This is a genomic window from Spirosoma flavum, from assembly GCF_042686045.1.
Taxonomy (GTDB): Bacteria; Bacteroidota; Bacteroidia; order Cytophagales; family Spirosomataceae; genus Spirosoma; species Spirosoma flavum.
Genome location: NZ_JBHUOM010000001.1, coordinates 993,137 through 1,007,895 on the forward strand (window position 1 = coordinate 993,137; position 14,759 = coordinate 1,007,895).

The 14,759-nt window shown below is 48.6% G+C and carries 10 protein-coding genes; 1 reads left to right on the top strand and 9 read right to left on the bottom strand.

Translation table 11 applies throughout. The features are described 5' to 3' along the window. Window positions 1-253: 253 nt before the first annotated feature. The 7 genes from ACFS25_RS04010 to ACFS25_RS04040 all read right to left on the bottom strand — a co-directional run bounded on the left by ACFS25_RS04010 (window position 254) and on the right by ACFS25_RS04040 (window position 10,737). Window positions 254-832 (bottom strand): Uma2 family endonuclease, encoded by a 579-nt coding sequence (locus tag ACFS25_RS04010; RefSeq protein WP_381497114.1) that lies wholly within the window; start codon window positions 830-832, stop codon window positions 254-256. A gap of 125 nt (window positions 833-957) precedes the next feature. After that, window positions 958-2,550: a TolC family protein gene (locus tag ACFS25_RS04015; RefSeq protein WP_381497115.1), complete on the bottom strand. Its 1,593-nt coding sequence runs from the start codon at window positions 2,548-2,550 to the stop codon at window positions 958-960. Then, complete coding sequence (locus ACFS25_RS04020) at window positions 2,547-3,899, bottom strand: HlyD family secretion protein (protein WP_381497116.1); 1,353 nt, start codon at window positions 3,897-3,899, stop codon at window positions 2,547-2,549. Before ACFS25_RS04020 ends, ACFS25_RS04015 begins: the two co-directional genes overlap by 4 nt. Then, on the bottom strand, window positions 3,892-4,896 hold the full coding sequence (locus tag ACFS25_RS04025) for an ABC transporter transmembrane domain-containing protein (protein WP_381497117.1): 1,005 nt from the start codon (window positions 4,894-4,896) through the stop codon (window positions 3,892-3,894). Before ACFS25_RS04025 ends, ACFS25_RS04020 begins: the two co-directional genes overlap by 8 nt. Window positions 4,897-5,047: 151 nt before the next feature. After that, window positions 5,048-5,971 carry an aspartate carbamoyltransferase catalytic subunit gene (locus tag ACFS25_RS04030; RefSeq protein ID WP_381497118.1) on the bottom strand — a complete coding sequence of 308 codons (924 nt, stop codon included), beginning with the start codon at window positions 5,969-5,971 and terminating at the stop codon, window positions 5,048-5,050. A gap of 250 nt (window positions 5,972-6,221) precedes the next feature. Then, window positions 6,222-9,848, bottom strand: coding sequence for an ABC transporter permease/M1 family aminopeptidase (locus tag ACFS25_RS04035; protein WP_381497119.1), 3,627 nt, complete (start codon window positions 9,846-9,848; stop codon window positions 6,222-6,224). Between the two features lie 4 nt (window positions 9,849-9,852). Continuing rightward, on the bottom strand, window positions 9,853-10,737 hold the full coding sequence (locus ACFS25_RS04040; RefSeq protein ID WP_381497120.1) for an ABC transporter ATP-binding protein: 885 nt from the start codon (window positions 10,735-10,737) through the stop codon (window positions 9,853-9,855). 246 nt (window positions 10,738-10,983) lie between these two features. On the opposite strand from ACFS25_RS04040, the gene ACFS25_RS04045 reads away from it, so the two are divergent. Beyond that, window positions 10,984-12,345, top strand: a complete 1,362-nt coding sequence (locus tag ACFS25_RS04045; protein ID WP_381497121.1) for a spinster family MFS transporter — start codon at window positions 10,984-10,986, stop codon at window positions 12,343-12,345. Window positions 12,346-12,542: 197 nt separating this feature from the next. Here the strand turns inward: ACFS25_RS04045 and ACFS25_RS04050 are convergent, their stop codons facing one another. Next, entirely contained in the window at window positions 12,543-13,169 is a 627-nt protein-coding gene (locus ACFS25_RS04050; protein WP_381497122.1) for a hypothetical protein, read from the bottom strand. Between the two features lie 145 nt (window positions 13,170-13,314). Further along, entirely contained in the window at window positions 13,315-14,754 is a 1,440-nt protein-coding gene (locus ACFS25_RS04055; RefSeq protein WP_381497123.1) for an efflux transporter outer membrane subunit, read from the bottom strand. Between the last annotated feature and the right edge of the window lie 5 nt (window positions 14,755-14,759).

Genomic DNA, 14,759 nt, shown 5'->3' on the forward strand with positions numbered 1-14,759 from the left:
ATAATTTGTAAACCAACAAAACTGATAGACTACCCACTGCGTTTATAATTAAGACGCTTTTTTTGAGTCTTTTAGCAAAATTTAATGTCCCAACGCACACACACCATAGCAGGGCTTCTTTATAAAAAAGACAGGGAACAGAGATGGAACCGATTGTAGTTATACTTGGCTGAATCCAGTTTGTATAAGAAAACCCTGTTACCGTAGAGCCATTTTATACGAAAGCTATTGAAGGTGATTTCTTTTTGGCTTTTTATAAATCAATCTGTACACTCAATTCTAACAGGATATCTTCGCCAGATAAATTGACGCTTGTTCCTTGCTTAATCTCTATCGAGCCGTTTTCTCTATAGATGAACACTTGTTTTCCTGCGCGGTCAATCAGCCAGCCCAATCGGCAACCGTTGTCGCGATATTCTTCCATCTTTTCTTTAAGTTCTTTCAGATCATCACTCTTTGAGCGGATCTCAACGACAAAGTCAGGGCAAAGTGGTGCAAATCCCTGCTTATCAGTTTGAGAAATAATATCCCAGCGCTCCTGACTTACCCACGATACATCTGGTGAACGAACGGCTGAATCAGGCAACTTGAATCCAGTTGATGAATCAAATACATAGCCAAGTTTTTTTCGACGATTCCAAGTCCATATTTCGCCTGATAAATCGGCGTTGTAGCGTCCTGTTTCACTTCCGGTGGGGGGCATAAGAATAATATTGCCGTTAGAATCACGCTCCAATCGGGCTGTTTCATTCGCCTGACACAAGGCAAAGAAAAAATCATCGTCAAATTTCTGGTAACGGGGCGGATGTAGTGTGCGAAGTTCCAGTTCCATTAGCTCAAGCTATTTGTCAAATATAACGAAAAAAGTATTTGATTCCGCTGACCACGGTGCCGGTAAGACACGACTACCTGCTCTATTCAATCCGTAAAAATCGCTTACTTGCTTTGCTATGAAAATTATCGGGTGCCGACATTGGAACCGGCTGCGTACCATAAACTGGCAAGCGCTTTTTGGTGCTTGGCGCGCAATTCTTCCAGTTTCACCTGTAAATCGATGAGTTTGGTTTCCCGGCTATTAACCAGAAACAACGAACTCTCGCCTAGTTGAAACTTGTTTACTTCAGCCTGCACTAAGGTCTGCTGGTTCGCTACAATCTGCTGCTGGGTACTAATCTGTTTTTCAAAAGTTACCAGCTCATTCCATGACCGCTGTACTTCATTACTAATATCGCGCCCGGTCTGTTGTCGTTCCAAACCCGTCTGTTGGTTTTGAAACTGTATCTGACGAAGCTTCCCCCGTTCGGCGCGGAGAAACAGAGGAAAGGCCAAATCGACGCCGACCTTATGATTGTCGGATTGAAAGCCGTAGGAACTCGACCCGTCATAAGCAACTTCCGGCAATGGACCCCGGCTCAGTAAACTAGCCTCAAGGCTCACCTTAGGCAACAATAACGCCCGTCGGTAGCGCTCTTCGATGGTTAACTGCTGCTGTTTATTGACTAATTTAATCAGCTCCGGATGCTGCTGGGCGGCTCGACCAAGCAAGTCCTGAAGCTGCACCTGGCTAGGCTGGTCGGGGGGGGCAGCCTGCGGAATAACGGTAAGCGGCAGGTCAACGGGCTGCGGAGTAGTACCTTCCTGACTACTCCACAAGAATGTGGTTAAACTGAGTCGGGCATTTTGCAAGTCGACAACTGCCTGTTGGAAACTAACCAGTCTGTCCTGAACTGTAATCAGGGCTTCGGTCGTATCAATAGGGGCTGCGTCGCCGATTAGGGCCCGTTGCCGAACGGCTACAAAACGCGTTTGGGCCAATTGATACCCCCGCTCAACCCAGCGAAACTGCTGGTAACCTAAATACCAGTTCCAATACGCTTTGGCTGCGTCGAGAAGCGTTTTATTAATCAGCGAAATTCTGTCAGCATCAGCCAGATTGATGGCTAACTGAGCCTGCCGAAGGGTGTTTCGACGAGCGTCGATGAGCAAACCCTGCGTAACGGGCACGCTTAGTCCCAGCGCAATCAAGCCCGTGGACGGAACATTATTTTCGGGGTTCAGATACTTACCCGTGTTCCGGTCATACGTCATTTTTACATCAAGACCACCGGGCCATATTGGTACTGCCAAGCCTGACTGCCATTTGTCGTAGTAAAGCGTATTGCCGAAGTTTTTACGATTATATGTTGAAAACAGCCGGGGATCAAACGCTCCTCGTGCCTGCTGAAGCTGTGCCTGGGCGGCCTGATTCAATAAAGCCGCCTGTCTAACAATAGGATGGTACTGTAAAACGGCCTGATAGAATTCTTCTGCTGTAAAAACGGGTAAGGTATCAGTTGCAGGTGACTGCGCCAGAGCCGTTGTCAAAGTAGATACAGCACCGGTTGACGTTCCTGACACCGATATAGCTGTCCGGGACAAGACGTCTGTTGTTATCGGAGTAGCTGGCTTGCGGGGAACTGTAGACTGGACCGGCAGAGTGCTTTGGGCAAACACTGATCCTGTCAAGAGAAATAGACTCCAGAGAAAGCCCTTAAAAGCGAATGATCTCATACTTTTTCGGCTGTCTTGGGTTCTTGACGCAGACTAGGCGGAAATCCGTTGAGTTGTCGCCAGAGTTCATACCAGATGGGCACATCATCGAGCATAACCCAGCCAATAACCCCCGAACCAATACGGAGTTGTTTCGGCCACGGCTGGTCGCCGGGCCGGGTATCGGGTCTGACCAATAGTCGGTACATACCATCGGGGCTACTGACAACGTCAATTACGGCTACACGTCCCCCAAAGGTGCCGACCGATACTGCAGGCCAGCCCGAAAACTGAATGGCAGGCCAGCCATCAAACTGAATACGCACTATGCGCCCACGCTGAATAAGTGGTACGTCCATGGCCCGTACGTATAATTCCACAGCTAGCGTTGGGTTGGCAGGTTGTAAGGTGGCGATGGATTCCCCTTCTTTAATCGTTTCACCGATCCCGGCTTTTATCGTCCGTACCACGTAGCCATTTTGTGGCGCACGAATGATGTACAGACCACGCCGGACATCTACGCTGCTGATTTTGTTGCGCATAACAGCGATATCATTAGTGGCGCTGGCCTTGCTCGAAACCGCTGAACTACGATCAGACATTGTTTTGGCCACTTCCTGTCGGTATTTGGCCTGAATCACTTGTAGATCGAGCCGGGCGTTGGCCAGTTCCTGACGCGTTACGTTTAGCTTGTTTTCCTGCATAATCACTTTTGCGTAATCCTGCTGGAGACTAATCCGCCGGGTTTCCAGATCGGTAAGGGAAAACAGTCCATCGCGATAACCTTTTTCGTACCGCTCAAGCCGGTCGACGGCAATCTGGTAATTCCGCCGGATGGCCACCAGATCGGCACTATCGATGCCAACCTGCAACTGGTTTTGACGAACCCGGTTCCGGGCTGACGCAAGATCCACCGTTACTCCAGTGCCCAGGGCGCTAATTTGCCCATCTAAGGCCGAAATTTTAGCTTCGGTGGCTAGCCTTGTACCTTGCTTGGCGGCCAGTTGCTCATTAAGTCGCTCGGGTAGGTTAGGGTCGAAATATTCGTCCTTGATCTCAGAAATGACGAGCAGCGTATCACCCTTTTTCACGTACTGACCCTCCCGAACCAGCCAGCGCTCAATCCGTCCGGCAATGGCATTCTGGAGAGATTGCGGACGATCCTGCGGGGTGAGAGACGTAATGCTACCGCTGCCGTTGATATTCTGACGCCAGGGCAGGAGCAGGACGATTATAATCAGAAAGAGAAAGAAAAGCATCCAGCGACCCAGTCGGCGACTGCTTCGGGGATGCGGAAGTTCGTGCAGCGTTTTGAGCGGATACTCGTCGAACATCTCCTCATCAATCGGCTGATTGGATATATTAAGCATGAGTCGGTGTGTCGGTTTCTATCGGTAAGTCGGTTACGGCGGCAATCTTTTCGACACCGGCCAGCATATCAAATACGGTATCAATGCTGGACGTTAATTTGTCAACGGCTCCCGTAATGAGTACAATCACAAATTCGGAAGCAACGAATTGACCCATTGACATTTGCCGACTTACAACCAGTGATGTTCCCAAGATCAACAGGCCGCCCGTAACGAGGGCTCTAAAGGCAACGGAACTGTAATAAAAGCGTTTCAGAACGGTAAAGTGCTCGTTTCGGTGGCTTACGTAGCTAGCCAGCCGATGATCAATTTGGGCAATAGGATTAGCCATGTCTTCGCCGGTTTTGTGTTCTGCCAGGTTCAGCGAATAGTGTTCGAGCCAGTCCACAACCTTGTATTTATCGCTCGATTCTTTGATGCTGGTACGTGTTCCTTCCGGTCCGAACAGGCGAATAACCCCGTAGATAACCAGCAGCGTAACCAGCCCAAAAGCCAGGAAAATAGGGTGGTAGAACGAGAGCAGAATGATGCCAAACAGAATTTGCACCGCAGCCGCTGGTAAATCGATCAGAATCTTCGACATGCCTTTTTGCAGAGTTACTACGTCGAAGAACCGGTTCATTAGTTCGGGTGGGTAGTATCCTTCCATCGCTTCCGGTTTGATGCGGGGCAGCCGGTATGTAAATTCAAAAGCAGCCTTGGCAAAGATGCGTTGCTGAATGATTTCAACCAGCGTAAACTGGACGATGGTGAGTAAACCTCCAACCAGAACACCCACAATGACCAGCCCGATCAGGACGTAAATCGAGCTGAAGAGCATACCGCTTGACACTAAATTGAAGACGGCCTGAATGCCAAGCGGCAGTGTAAGACCAATTAACCCCGTAATAACAGCGAACAGAAGAATATAGACTATATCTTTTTGTTCGGTTCCGAGTAACCGTATCAGCCGCTGCAAAGGCGACGGAGGTGGTTGCTGGATTGTACTAACCGCCATAAGTATCAAAAATCGTTAACATTAAAAAGGCATTAAAAACCATTAAATGACTAACGACTAAATCAGGGCTTTAGTTTAGGACGATAAAGTGAAGGAGTTGTCGGGAATGATGAATTTTTAACGACTGGAAAAATAATTGATAGTCACGCTCTCACAACTGCGCCAGTAAATACAGTACGGCCATCCGAACGGCCACACCATTTTCGACCTGATCCAGAATGATGGAATGCGACGAATCGGCAGCGTCGGAGGTTAGTTCAACGCCCCTGTTTATGGGACCCGGGTGCATCAGTACGATGGGCCGGTCCAGGTCGTCGAGCATCTGTTTCGAGATACCGAAGTAAAGCGAGTACTCACGTAATGAGGGGAAATATTTGATCTGTTGCCGCTCCAACTGAATACGGAGTACATTGGCAACGTCACACCAGGCCAAAGCTTCCCGCACGTCGTGTCCGACCTTTACGCCCAACGCTTCTATGTATTTTGGAATGAGCGTTTTAGGGCCGCAAACCATCACGTCGGCACCCTGCTTTTGCAGACAGAAAATATTGGAAAGGGCCACGCGTGAATGCGTAATGTCGCCAATGATTGCAACACGTTTGCCCGCTACGTCGCCGAGCTTTTCCCGTATGGAAAAGGAGTCCAGTAGTGCCTGCGTCGGGTGTTCATGCGTACCATCGCCCGCGTTGACGACGTTCGCTTTGATGTGCTTGGTCAGGTAATGGGGAGCGCCGGGGCTACTGTGCCGCATCACAACCATATCGACTTTCATCGCCAGAATATTATTGACCGTATCGAGCAGTGTTTCACCTTTCTTGACCGAACTGCCCGAAGCCGAAAAATTGACAACATCGGCTGATAATCGTTTTTCAGCTAATTCAAATGATAACCGGGTTCTAGTCGAATTTTCGAAAAAAACGTTGGCAATGGTCACATCACGCAATGATGGGACTTTCTTGATGGGGCGGTTGATAACTTCTTTAAACTGTCTGGCCGTTTCCAGAATAAGCTGAATGTCAGACTCGGTAAGGTCTTTAATACCCACCAGATGGCGGACGCTAAGGGATTGGGCCATGAGAACAGTATAACTATAAATTGGGCAAAGATATACTGTAGCAGCTTAAAGATAACATCCACTGGATGGACGGTTGTAATCCTGTCTAAAAAAGAACTTCTTCTGCATCTGGGCGGACTTTGGAACGTCGAAAAAGTTGTGCCGTAAAAAAGCCGCGCCCAGATAATTTGAGCGCGGCTTTCTCCTACTGTTTATTTTCCAGACGAAATTCCCTGATAGGTAAGCGTAGCCAGCATTCGTTCTGGCGAACCTATAATTTATCCACACGCTTCAAATTATCAGTCGGTACACGATCGACCAGGAAACTGATTGGGTCGATGCCCGCTTCATACGGTTCTTCCTTCACGACAAACGTATATTTTCCGTCCTTTTGTCGCATTCGTTCGCGCCGAACGACCAACAGTTTACCCTGCTTTTTGCCTTTGGCCGGTTTGCCGTACACGCCTACGTCGATGAGATCGTTGAGCTTCGTTGGTGTTTCGCGGCCAAGTGAGTCGGCATAAAACTTTTCTGCCTGCACATTTATCGTTACAACGTACTGACCATCAGGGCGCTTTTTAGCTGAAGCGGCTGTTGCTCGGTTGTTGAAAATAGTAATACGTTCGAACTGGTCGGTAATGACTGATTGTAGTGAATCGGGCGTTTGCTGGCGGAACAAGTCCACCAAATTGTAGGAAACGGGGTATGGTGGCTGCCGATACGCGTGTTGACTGACCAGTGTTTCCAGCGCTTTGTTTACCGCAGCCTCACCGATGAGTTCTTTCAGGTAATACATCACCGCGCTGCCCTTGTTATAATGAACATACCCTTGATTTTCCACTCGTTCGAGCGGTACTTCCTTAAGCGACTCTGTCCCACGCGCCGACAGGTAACGGTCCATTTCAAAAGCTAAAAAGCGCTTCATACGACTTTTCCCATAGGCTTTTTCCATCACCATCAGCGCCGAATATTGTGCCTGCGTCTCTGAAAGCATCGTTGCACCCTGCATGTATGCGCCAACTACCTGATGTGCCCACCACTGGTGGCCCATTTCGTGGGCCACGACGTATTTGACCATGTCAATGTCTTCTTCCGGGTCAATTTTGGCAATGAATCCAATAGCTTCCGAATAAGGCATTGTGCCGGGGAATGCCTGGGCGAAGCGGGCGTAACGCGGGAACTCGATGATGCGGGCCTGTTTGTGGTAATATGGCCCAAAATGCTCGGTATAGTACGCTAGCGAACTTTTAACGGATTCGAGCATGTCGCGAACGTTGTAGGGATGCTTTTCGTCATAATACACCTCCACGTCAATGCCTTTCCACTTTTCCCGCGCTACTTCATACTTTGCCGAAATGAACGAGTAGAAGTTGAGGGATGGATGGTCAAGTTTATAGTGAAAATACCGTCGGGACTGACCTGCCGCATTAGCCTGTTTCCACTCCTTAAGCAGCGACCCCGGCGCGACAGCAATCTGGTCGGGCGATGTACTGATAATTGTCTCGACCATCACCCAATCGGAATTGTTGCTGATATAGCTATCCATACAGTCGCCTGTACAGTCTCGTTCCAGTTTCGGCATCCTGACCTTTTCGGGCAGCCCGTATTTTTTGCGGTCGTTTTTGTCACTCAGTTCGCCCTGTGCCTGATAGCCAATTTGCGGGGCTATGTCGAATGTGTCGAAAAAGGAGCCGTTCTGATTAATCTGTTTGGTAAACTGCACCTCATTCTCGAAGCCGCGCGTGTGTCTGCTGGTCGTAAAATGCATGTGCAAGGAATCGCCGGGAGCCAGCGCGGGACTGAGTCGATAAATGGAGTACTGAAGCAGTGAATCATCCAAAATTCGTTTCGCCCGATCTACATTAAGGCTGAAATCCAGGCGGTTAGGAAGTGCAATATGTACGGAATCAATCGGCTTGGTTGTGCGGTTAACCAGTACATAATCACCATTTACAATCAGGTTGCGCTCGGCAGGATAGACATCGATGGTATACTTCACGTTGGCAATACGCGGCTGCGGGCGATGTTCGTAACGTTTGTATTTCTGCTCGTACGCTACCTGTTGTTTCTCCCGTACTTTCGTCGTCACGTAGCGATTCAGTACGTTTGTATTATAAAAAATAAACCCACCTACTACGAGCAAGGCTACTGTCAGGCCGGTTAAGGCCAGCCGGTTTGGGCCATTTAGCGCCTGCTTTGCTCCCCGCAATCGACTGCGCCAGGACGTATCTCTGCCCCGCACCCAAAACAAAATCGCGGCTACCCCCAACACGGCGGTCCAAAGTGACCAGTAAACCCGGAACCATACCAACGATGTGATGTATGGACCCCAGCCGTTCATATCCGAATAAGTATAGTTTGGGGAGGCATTGAATTGAACAAGATTGCTCTGTACATCTAGGGGTGACCAGGCATAAGCATTGGCAATCAACAGAGCAATCACCATGAAAAAGGCAATGTATTTATTGTTGACAAGCGTATGAACGATCATTGACAGCATGACAATTGGCGCGAGCCGGAGTACGGCAATCACCAAAAATTCAATGATATACTGACCAAGTTCCAGCGTTGAGTACCCCATCAGTAACTGCGCCGATACCCCCGCGATGATGCATAAAAACTGAACGATAACTACGATACCCATCATGGCCAGAAACTTCCCGGCAAACACACTCCAGTTCCGGTGCGGCATGGCGTCGTAAATCTGGTCGAGTTCGGCATCGCGCTCCTTCCAGATAAGGGTGCCGGAATAAAAAATTATGATGGCAAACAGGAACAAAGAAATTGTTCCCTGAATGAGTTGAATGACCTGATACGTTACAGGATATGAGCTCAATCCGTAAAATTTTCCGGCGTATTGCAACGAAAAGCCCATATTGAGCAGGCCGAGCAATAGAATAACAATAAAAGCTGTGCCTTTCACGGTTCCCCAGAAATCGGTTTTGAAGACCCGCAGCATCTGCACCCATTGTGCGGACCGACCAAAATGCAGACTTACAGGGGGCAGACTTTGGAGGGGCGTGAAAACGGTTGTCCCGGCTTCGTCTCTGGCTAGTGGATTACGCCAGGTACGGGTTTTCTTGACTTTCTCGGCAAACGAAAAGCGTACGTACGTGATGACGAGAAGAACGAGCCCAAAACCTACCCAAATCAGGCGGTTAATCAGTTCCGGCATATCCGTAAGACCAACCGATTGGGTATTCTTGTCGTTGACGGTCCAGTATTTCGTAATAAGCTGGAATGGCCCAACCCCCAGGGCGTCAAAATAGATAGCGAGGTGTTCGTGCTCGACATCACTCAAAAAGTTACCGGCGACAAGCTGAGCAACCAGCAGCCCAATGGCCCCAATAAAGGCTGTAACCGACGAGCGAGTCAAAGCCGCCAGCATAAAAATGAACGCTCCGGACAGGAATGTATTTGGAATGGCAAAAATCAGGAAGCTGTTCAGGTGGGCCATCCAGTCGATAGCGCCATATCGTTCCGCATCCGTTGCTCCCGTCACTTGTCCAATCCATGAACCAAAGATAATACCGATGGAAACACCCAGAAAGGGAATGAGTGAAATCAGAAATGAGCCAAAAAATCGCCCGGCGAGGTAATCGAACTTACGGATGGGTGATGAGAAGACGATTTGGTTTGTCTTGTACGTAAAATCGCGGATAGCCGCACTTTGCACGAAGGCAGTTGTCATCAGCAGGGCGAAGATGCACCAAATACCGTACTGATTCTGAATGACATAGGGAGCGTTCTTGTGGATATTGCCGAACGTACCACCGATAGTCAGATCATCGGAGGCTCCCGCCCAGGTAAACATCAGGATGTTGACCAACAGGAATACGTACACCATTGGTTGCCGTAGCCAATAGCGTAATTCGAACGTGAATAGGTGTCGAAACATAGGCTTAGGCTGTTATGGAATCACTTTTTTCTATGGTGGAAAAGAACACATCTTCAAGATCCGGCTGGGCAGACTGAAACCCGTCGCCGGGGTCAGTTTCGCTCAAAATATGGACGAGTGGTTTACCCGCTACAAGCTTGTTCGAGATAACGTTGTACTGTTGCTGGTAGGTTGATAACTCAGTTTTCAAAATTGACTTCTCCCAGATTTTGCCTTTCAACTGGGTCACCGAATCCTGCGGAGAGCCGCTGTAGAGCACACGGCCCTTGTGGATGATGGCCATATTATTGCAAAGCTCCATGACATCCTGCACAATGTGGGTCGAAAGAATCACAATCACATTTTCGCCGATTTCAGACAACAGATTGTAAAACCGATTTCGCTCGCCGGGATCAAGGCCAGCCGTCGGTTCATCGACAATGATAAGTTTAGGATTACCGATCAGTGCCTGGGCAATGCCAAACCGTTGCTTCATCCCACCCGAATAGCTGCTGACGGCCTTTTTGCGGTGATCATAGAGATTTACCCGGTGCAGCAGCGCCTTGACCAACTCGCTTCGTTCGTGACCATTGGTGATCCCCTTCAGGATGGCAAAATGGTCGAGTAAATCCGTTGCTGACACTTTCGGGTAAACACCAAACTCCTGCGGCAGATAACCCAACAACCGACGTACGGTATCTTTCTGATTCAGTATGTCAAGATCATCGAGCATGGCGGTACCCGTATCGGCGTCCTGCAATGTGGCGAGCGTACGCATGAGTGTTGATTTCCCCGCTCCATTCTGACCCAGCAGGCCATACATCCCGTTCGGAATAGTGAGCGATACGTCGTCAAGGGCATGGACTCCGTTAGGATATCGTTTCGATAAGTGTTCGATAATCAGTTGCATAGGAGGAAAATTAGAGGCTATAGCCAAAAATAAACATGACTTGCTTAACCGATGACTTTTTAGGGCGAATGGTTGCAAGGAAGGGATAAGCGGGTGTATTTTACCGAATCTATCGGTTTACAGGGGATATGAATACGGGTAGGCTCAATCTCGATTAATAATTTGGATTTTAGTTAATTAATGGCCTTGTTACATAAGTAAAAATATTTTTAACAGAATTAAGTACTATATACATACTGTATTGCAATGAATCATCCTTACCCATCTCCCCGCTATGCCTGGTATGTTGTTGGCGTACTAATGCTGGCTTACATTTCGTCGTATGTAGACCGGCAGATTCTGAGCCTGCTGGTTGAGCCGCTAAAGCACGATTTCCAGTTATCCGATACGGAAGTGGGTTCGTTGATGGGCCTGAGTTTTGTCATATTTTATGCCACAGCTGGTATTCCTATTGGTCGGCTGGCTGACCGAAGTAGCCGCCGGAATATTATTGCGCTGGGTGTCTTTTTCTGGAGCGTAATGACGGCTCTGTGTGGTATTGCCACCTCGTATAGTCAGTTGTTTATGTTTCGGGTTGGCGTTGGTGTTGGCGAAGCAGCCCTCACAGCGGTGGCATATTCGTTGCTTGCCGATTATTTTCCCAAACGGAAACTCAGTACAGCTATGAGCGTTTTTGGGGTGGCCTATGCAGTTGGGTCAGGTCTTGCCATCATAATTGGCGCGGCTCTGATTCAGAAATTAACACAGGCCCCCAAATATGAATTGCCATTCGTGGGTGCGGTATTCGCCTGGCAGTCGCTGTTTTTCTATATCGGTTTGCCCGGTATATTAATTGCGGTCTTACTACTAACCGTTCGTGAACCGGCCCGGCAGGGTATCGTTCTAACAAAGGGTATCGCTTCGATTCCTGCTACGTTTGGCGAGGTACTTCGCTACATTCGGGCTAATCGCCAAACGTTTTTGGCTCATCATCTGGGCTATGCGCTACTTATGTTGCTGATTTACAGCTATGGTGCCTGGATTCCGAGTTTGTTCATGCGGCATTATGGCTGGACGACCGCCCAGATTGGCATGCAGTATAGTTTGATTGTAATCGTTTGCACCTCGGTCGGCATTTTAGTGGGTGGCCGACTGGCTGATATGTGGCGGCAAAAGAATGTTGTGGATAGCAATTTGCGCGTAATGGCCTGGCAATCGGTGGCGTTGATTCCGTTAAGCCTGTTCCCACTTTTGCCCACTCCAGAACTGGCCTTGGCAGCGTTGGTACCCATTTACTTTTGTCTGGGGCTATCGGGTGGCCTGGGTTCGGCGGCTATTCAGGAAATGACACCCAACCGATTTCGGGCGACAGCATCGGCCATTTATTTATTCGTTAATAGCTTAATAAGCATTGCTTTAGGGCCTTTATTACCCGCCTTGTTAACTGACAAGATTTTTGCTGATCCAACTAAATTACACTACGCCCTGGTCATCACCGGGCTTTTAGCATCGGCAGGAGCGGCCAGTCTATTCTGGTATGGATTGCGGCCTTACCGGGCTACACTTGATTATTTGGAGCGCTATCTGGCTGTTCCGGTTGACAAGGTTCCTGTAACTGAGCAAGGCTGATTTTTACTAAGAGAAGACAAATCCCTAAATTCCCAACAAGGAATAATTCGTGCTTAAGCAACGTCTCCTTCGGAAATTTAGGGATTTTGAACGCTGATTGTTAATTCGTTCCAAGCGCCAATAAAGTGGAGTCTACATTGGTTTTCTCAAGAGTTCGCAATGACAATCTAGGTAAGTAAAGTTTAATAGGGCATCGATTACCGTGGGCCACGTTGTTGGCCCTGCCCCTGCGGTTTGCCATTTCGATCTTGCCGACCGCCCTTTTGTCCCTGTTGCTGGTCCCCGTTTCGGTTGGGCTGCTGTTGCTGTCCGTTATTGCGCCCTGGTTGTTGCCCATGGCTTTGGCCCATTTGCGGTCCTGAGTTGCCACCCGGACGATTATTGCCCCCTTTGTTAACAGCCTGATTATGTTGAGGATGGTTATTTATAACAAAGTATTTCGAATCACGGCTATCGCGGATGGGTTGCTGGTCGTAACGCCCTTTGAACGATGCATATTGTTTCCGGTAAGTCGCGTTACGCAGATAGGGCTGCTGGTCGTTGATAACTACTTTGTGCATCCGATACAAATCATAATTGCCATATTGAGGAGGCAACGCCGTAGCTGTTATCCAACGGCCCCCACTATTATAAATCCACTGTTGTAACGGAACATAGTAATAGATATCTAAATCGGGCAGGTAATAATAGTTTACGTAGTCGTAGCCGGTTGGGCCCCAAATGGGCTGATTGCCAATATTGATGTTGACGTTTACCTGCGCCTGACTGTTGGTATATAGTCCAGTACTGGCCAGCAGGCCGAGCACGATCAAGAGTTTTTTCATAACGGATGTAATCCTCACTTTTTTCATGGCTTACGCTGATTTAATTTTATTCGTCATTATTGACTGTCTCCACTAATTCCTACGTCGGCTGTTGCCAGAACGTTGCTAAAAGCAATGTTTATTAGACGTTTGCTCTAGTTGTTCATCATCGCCATCCACCGCCCAGCGCCCGATAGAGTTCTACTGTCGCTTGAAGTTGCTGCAAACGGTCGTTGACGCCATTAAGCTGGGTTGCCAGCAGATTTTGTTCAGCGGTCAATACGTCCGTGTAATTTGTATTGGCGGTGTACTTGAGCAACTCCTTCGTGTAAGAAACCGCCTTTTGTAAAGCGGCTAACTGCTGCTGACGAGTGTTCGCTTTATCTACGGCCATCTGGTACGAATACAGCGCATTCGATACTTCCTGCCCGGCTGTTAACAGGGTGGCCTGATAGGTATAAAAGGCTTCTGCCTGGGCGGCCTGAGCTCGACTAAGCCGCTGTCTATTAATGCCCTGATTGAAAATTGGCTGTGTTAATCCACTAATCAGGCTTCCATAAAAAGTTCCGGCAAAGAACCCGGTCAGCGTGTTAGCGGTAGCAAAACCGCCGGTGCCGGTAATCGTAAGTGCCGGGTAAAAATAGGTGCGGGCCACGTTCGTTAACTCGAAGGTGTTGCGAAACGAATACTCCGCTTCCTGCACATCGGGGCGATTACTGAGCAGTTGTGCTGGCAAACCCGTTTGCAACGAAGGCACAACTTGCTGGCTATCTAGCTGAGTTCGTGGAATACTGTCGGGAGGCATGGCTAATAGTACACTAAGGGCATTTTCGGTCTGTCGGATGTTCTGCCGAATGTCGGGCAGGGTCACTTCGGCAGCGTAGCGGTTGGCTTCGCTTTGCACAACGTCAGCACCAGTCACGATAGCTCCTTCTTTCAGGGCTTTCATCGTCTCGACGTCAAACTTACGGTTGTCAACGGTTTCCAGCGTGATTTTTAATTGTTGATCGTAGGCTAAAAGAGCATAATAATCATTGGCGATGTTGGCGATTAATTGCGTTTGTACGGCACGTCGATAGGCTTCACTTTGCAGATAAGAGGCTAGGTAAGCCCGTTTTGTGCTACGTAGTTTCCCCCAGACATCGGCTTCCCAACTGGTACTGGCTGTCAATGAATACTGCTTTATAGTGGGAATTGAGGTCGTACTGACCGTACTTGATCCTGATTCTGCATTTCGGATATTCAGTGCCCGTAACTGCGCCGACGACGATTTAGAGAGGGTAAAGGCGGCATTGGTACTAAGCGTTGGGAAGAAGGCCAGTTTACTTTGCTTTAAATTAGCTTCGGCTCCCTGCATCCGGGCCACAGCGATTTTCAGGTCTAAATTATTATTAAGACTTCGTTCAATTAACCCCTGTAAGATTGTATCAGGAAACATTTGCTGCCAGGGTAGACTGGCTAACGTGGATGAATCTGTCGTTTGCGTCCCCCGATAAAGTCCGTTGGTTGTAACGCCCGCTTGTTGATAGGGTTTTGTGATGTTACACGAAGTGAGCAACGCCCCTAGTAGCATCGCCAATCCCAGCTTTATGTGTATCGTATTCATGATAT

Coding starts and splice junctions, on each gene's coding strand:
- ACFS25_RS04010 (WP_381497114.1), bottom strand. CDS start 832: ATGGAACTGGAACTTCGCACACTACATCCGCCCCGTTACCAGAAATTT.
- ACFS25_RS04050 (WP_381497122.1), bottom strand. CDS start 13,169: ATGAAAAAACTCTTGATCGTGCTCGGCCTGCTGGCCAGTACTGGACTA.
- ACFS25_RS04035 (WP_381497119.1), bottom strand. CDS start 9,848: ATGTTTCGACACCTATTCACGTTCGAATTACGCTATTGGCTACGGCAA.
- ACFS25_RS04045 (WP_381497121.1), top strand. CDS start 10,984: ATGAATCATCCTTACCCATCTCCCCGCTATGCCTGGTATGTTGTTGGC.
- ACFS25_RS04025 (WP_381497117.1), bottom strand. CDS start 4,896: ATGGCGGTTAGTACAATCCAGCAACCACCTCCGTCGCCTTTGCAGCGG.
- ACFS25_RS04040 (WP_381497120.1), bottom strand. CDS start 10,737: ATGCAACTGATTATCGAACACTTATCGAAACGATATCCTAACGGAGTC.
- ACFS25_RS04030 (WP_381497118.1), bottom strand. CDS start 5,971: ATGGCCCAATCCCTTAGCGTCCGCCATCTGGTGGGTATTAAAGACCTT.
- ACFS25_RS04020 (WP_381497116.1), bottom strand. CDS start 3,899: ATGCTTAATATATCCAATCAGCCGATTGATGAGGAGATGTTCGACGAG.
- ACFS25_RS04015 (WP_381497115.1), bottom strand. CDS start 2,550: ATGAGATCATTCGCTTTTAAGGGCTTTCTCTGGAGTCTATTTCTCTTG.
- ACFS25_RS04055 (WP_381497123.1), bottom strand. CDS start 14,754: ATGAATACGATACACATAAAGCTGGGATTGGCGATGCTACTAGGGGCG.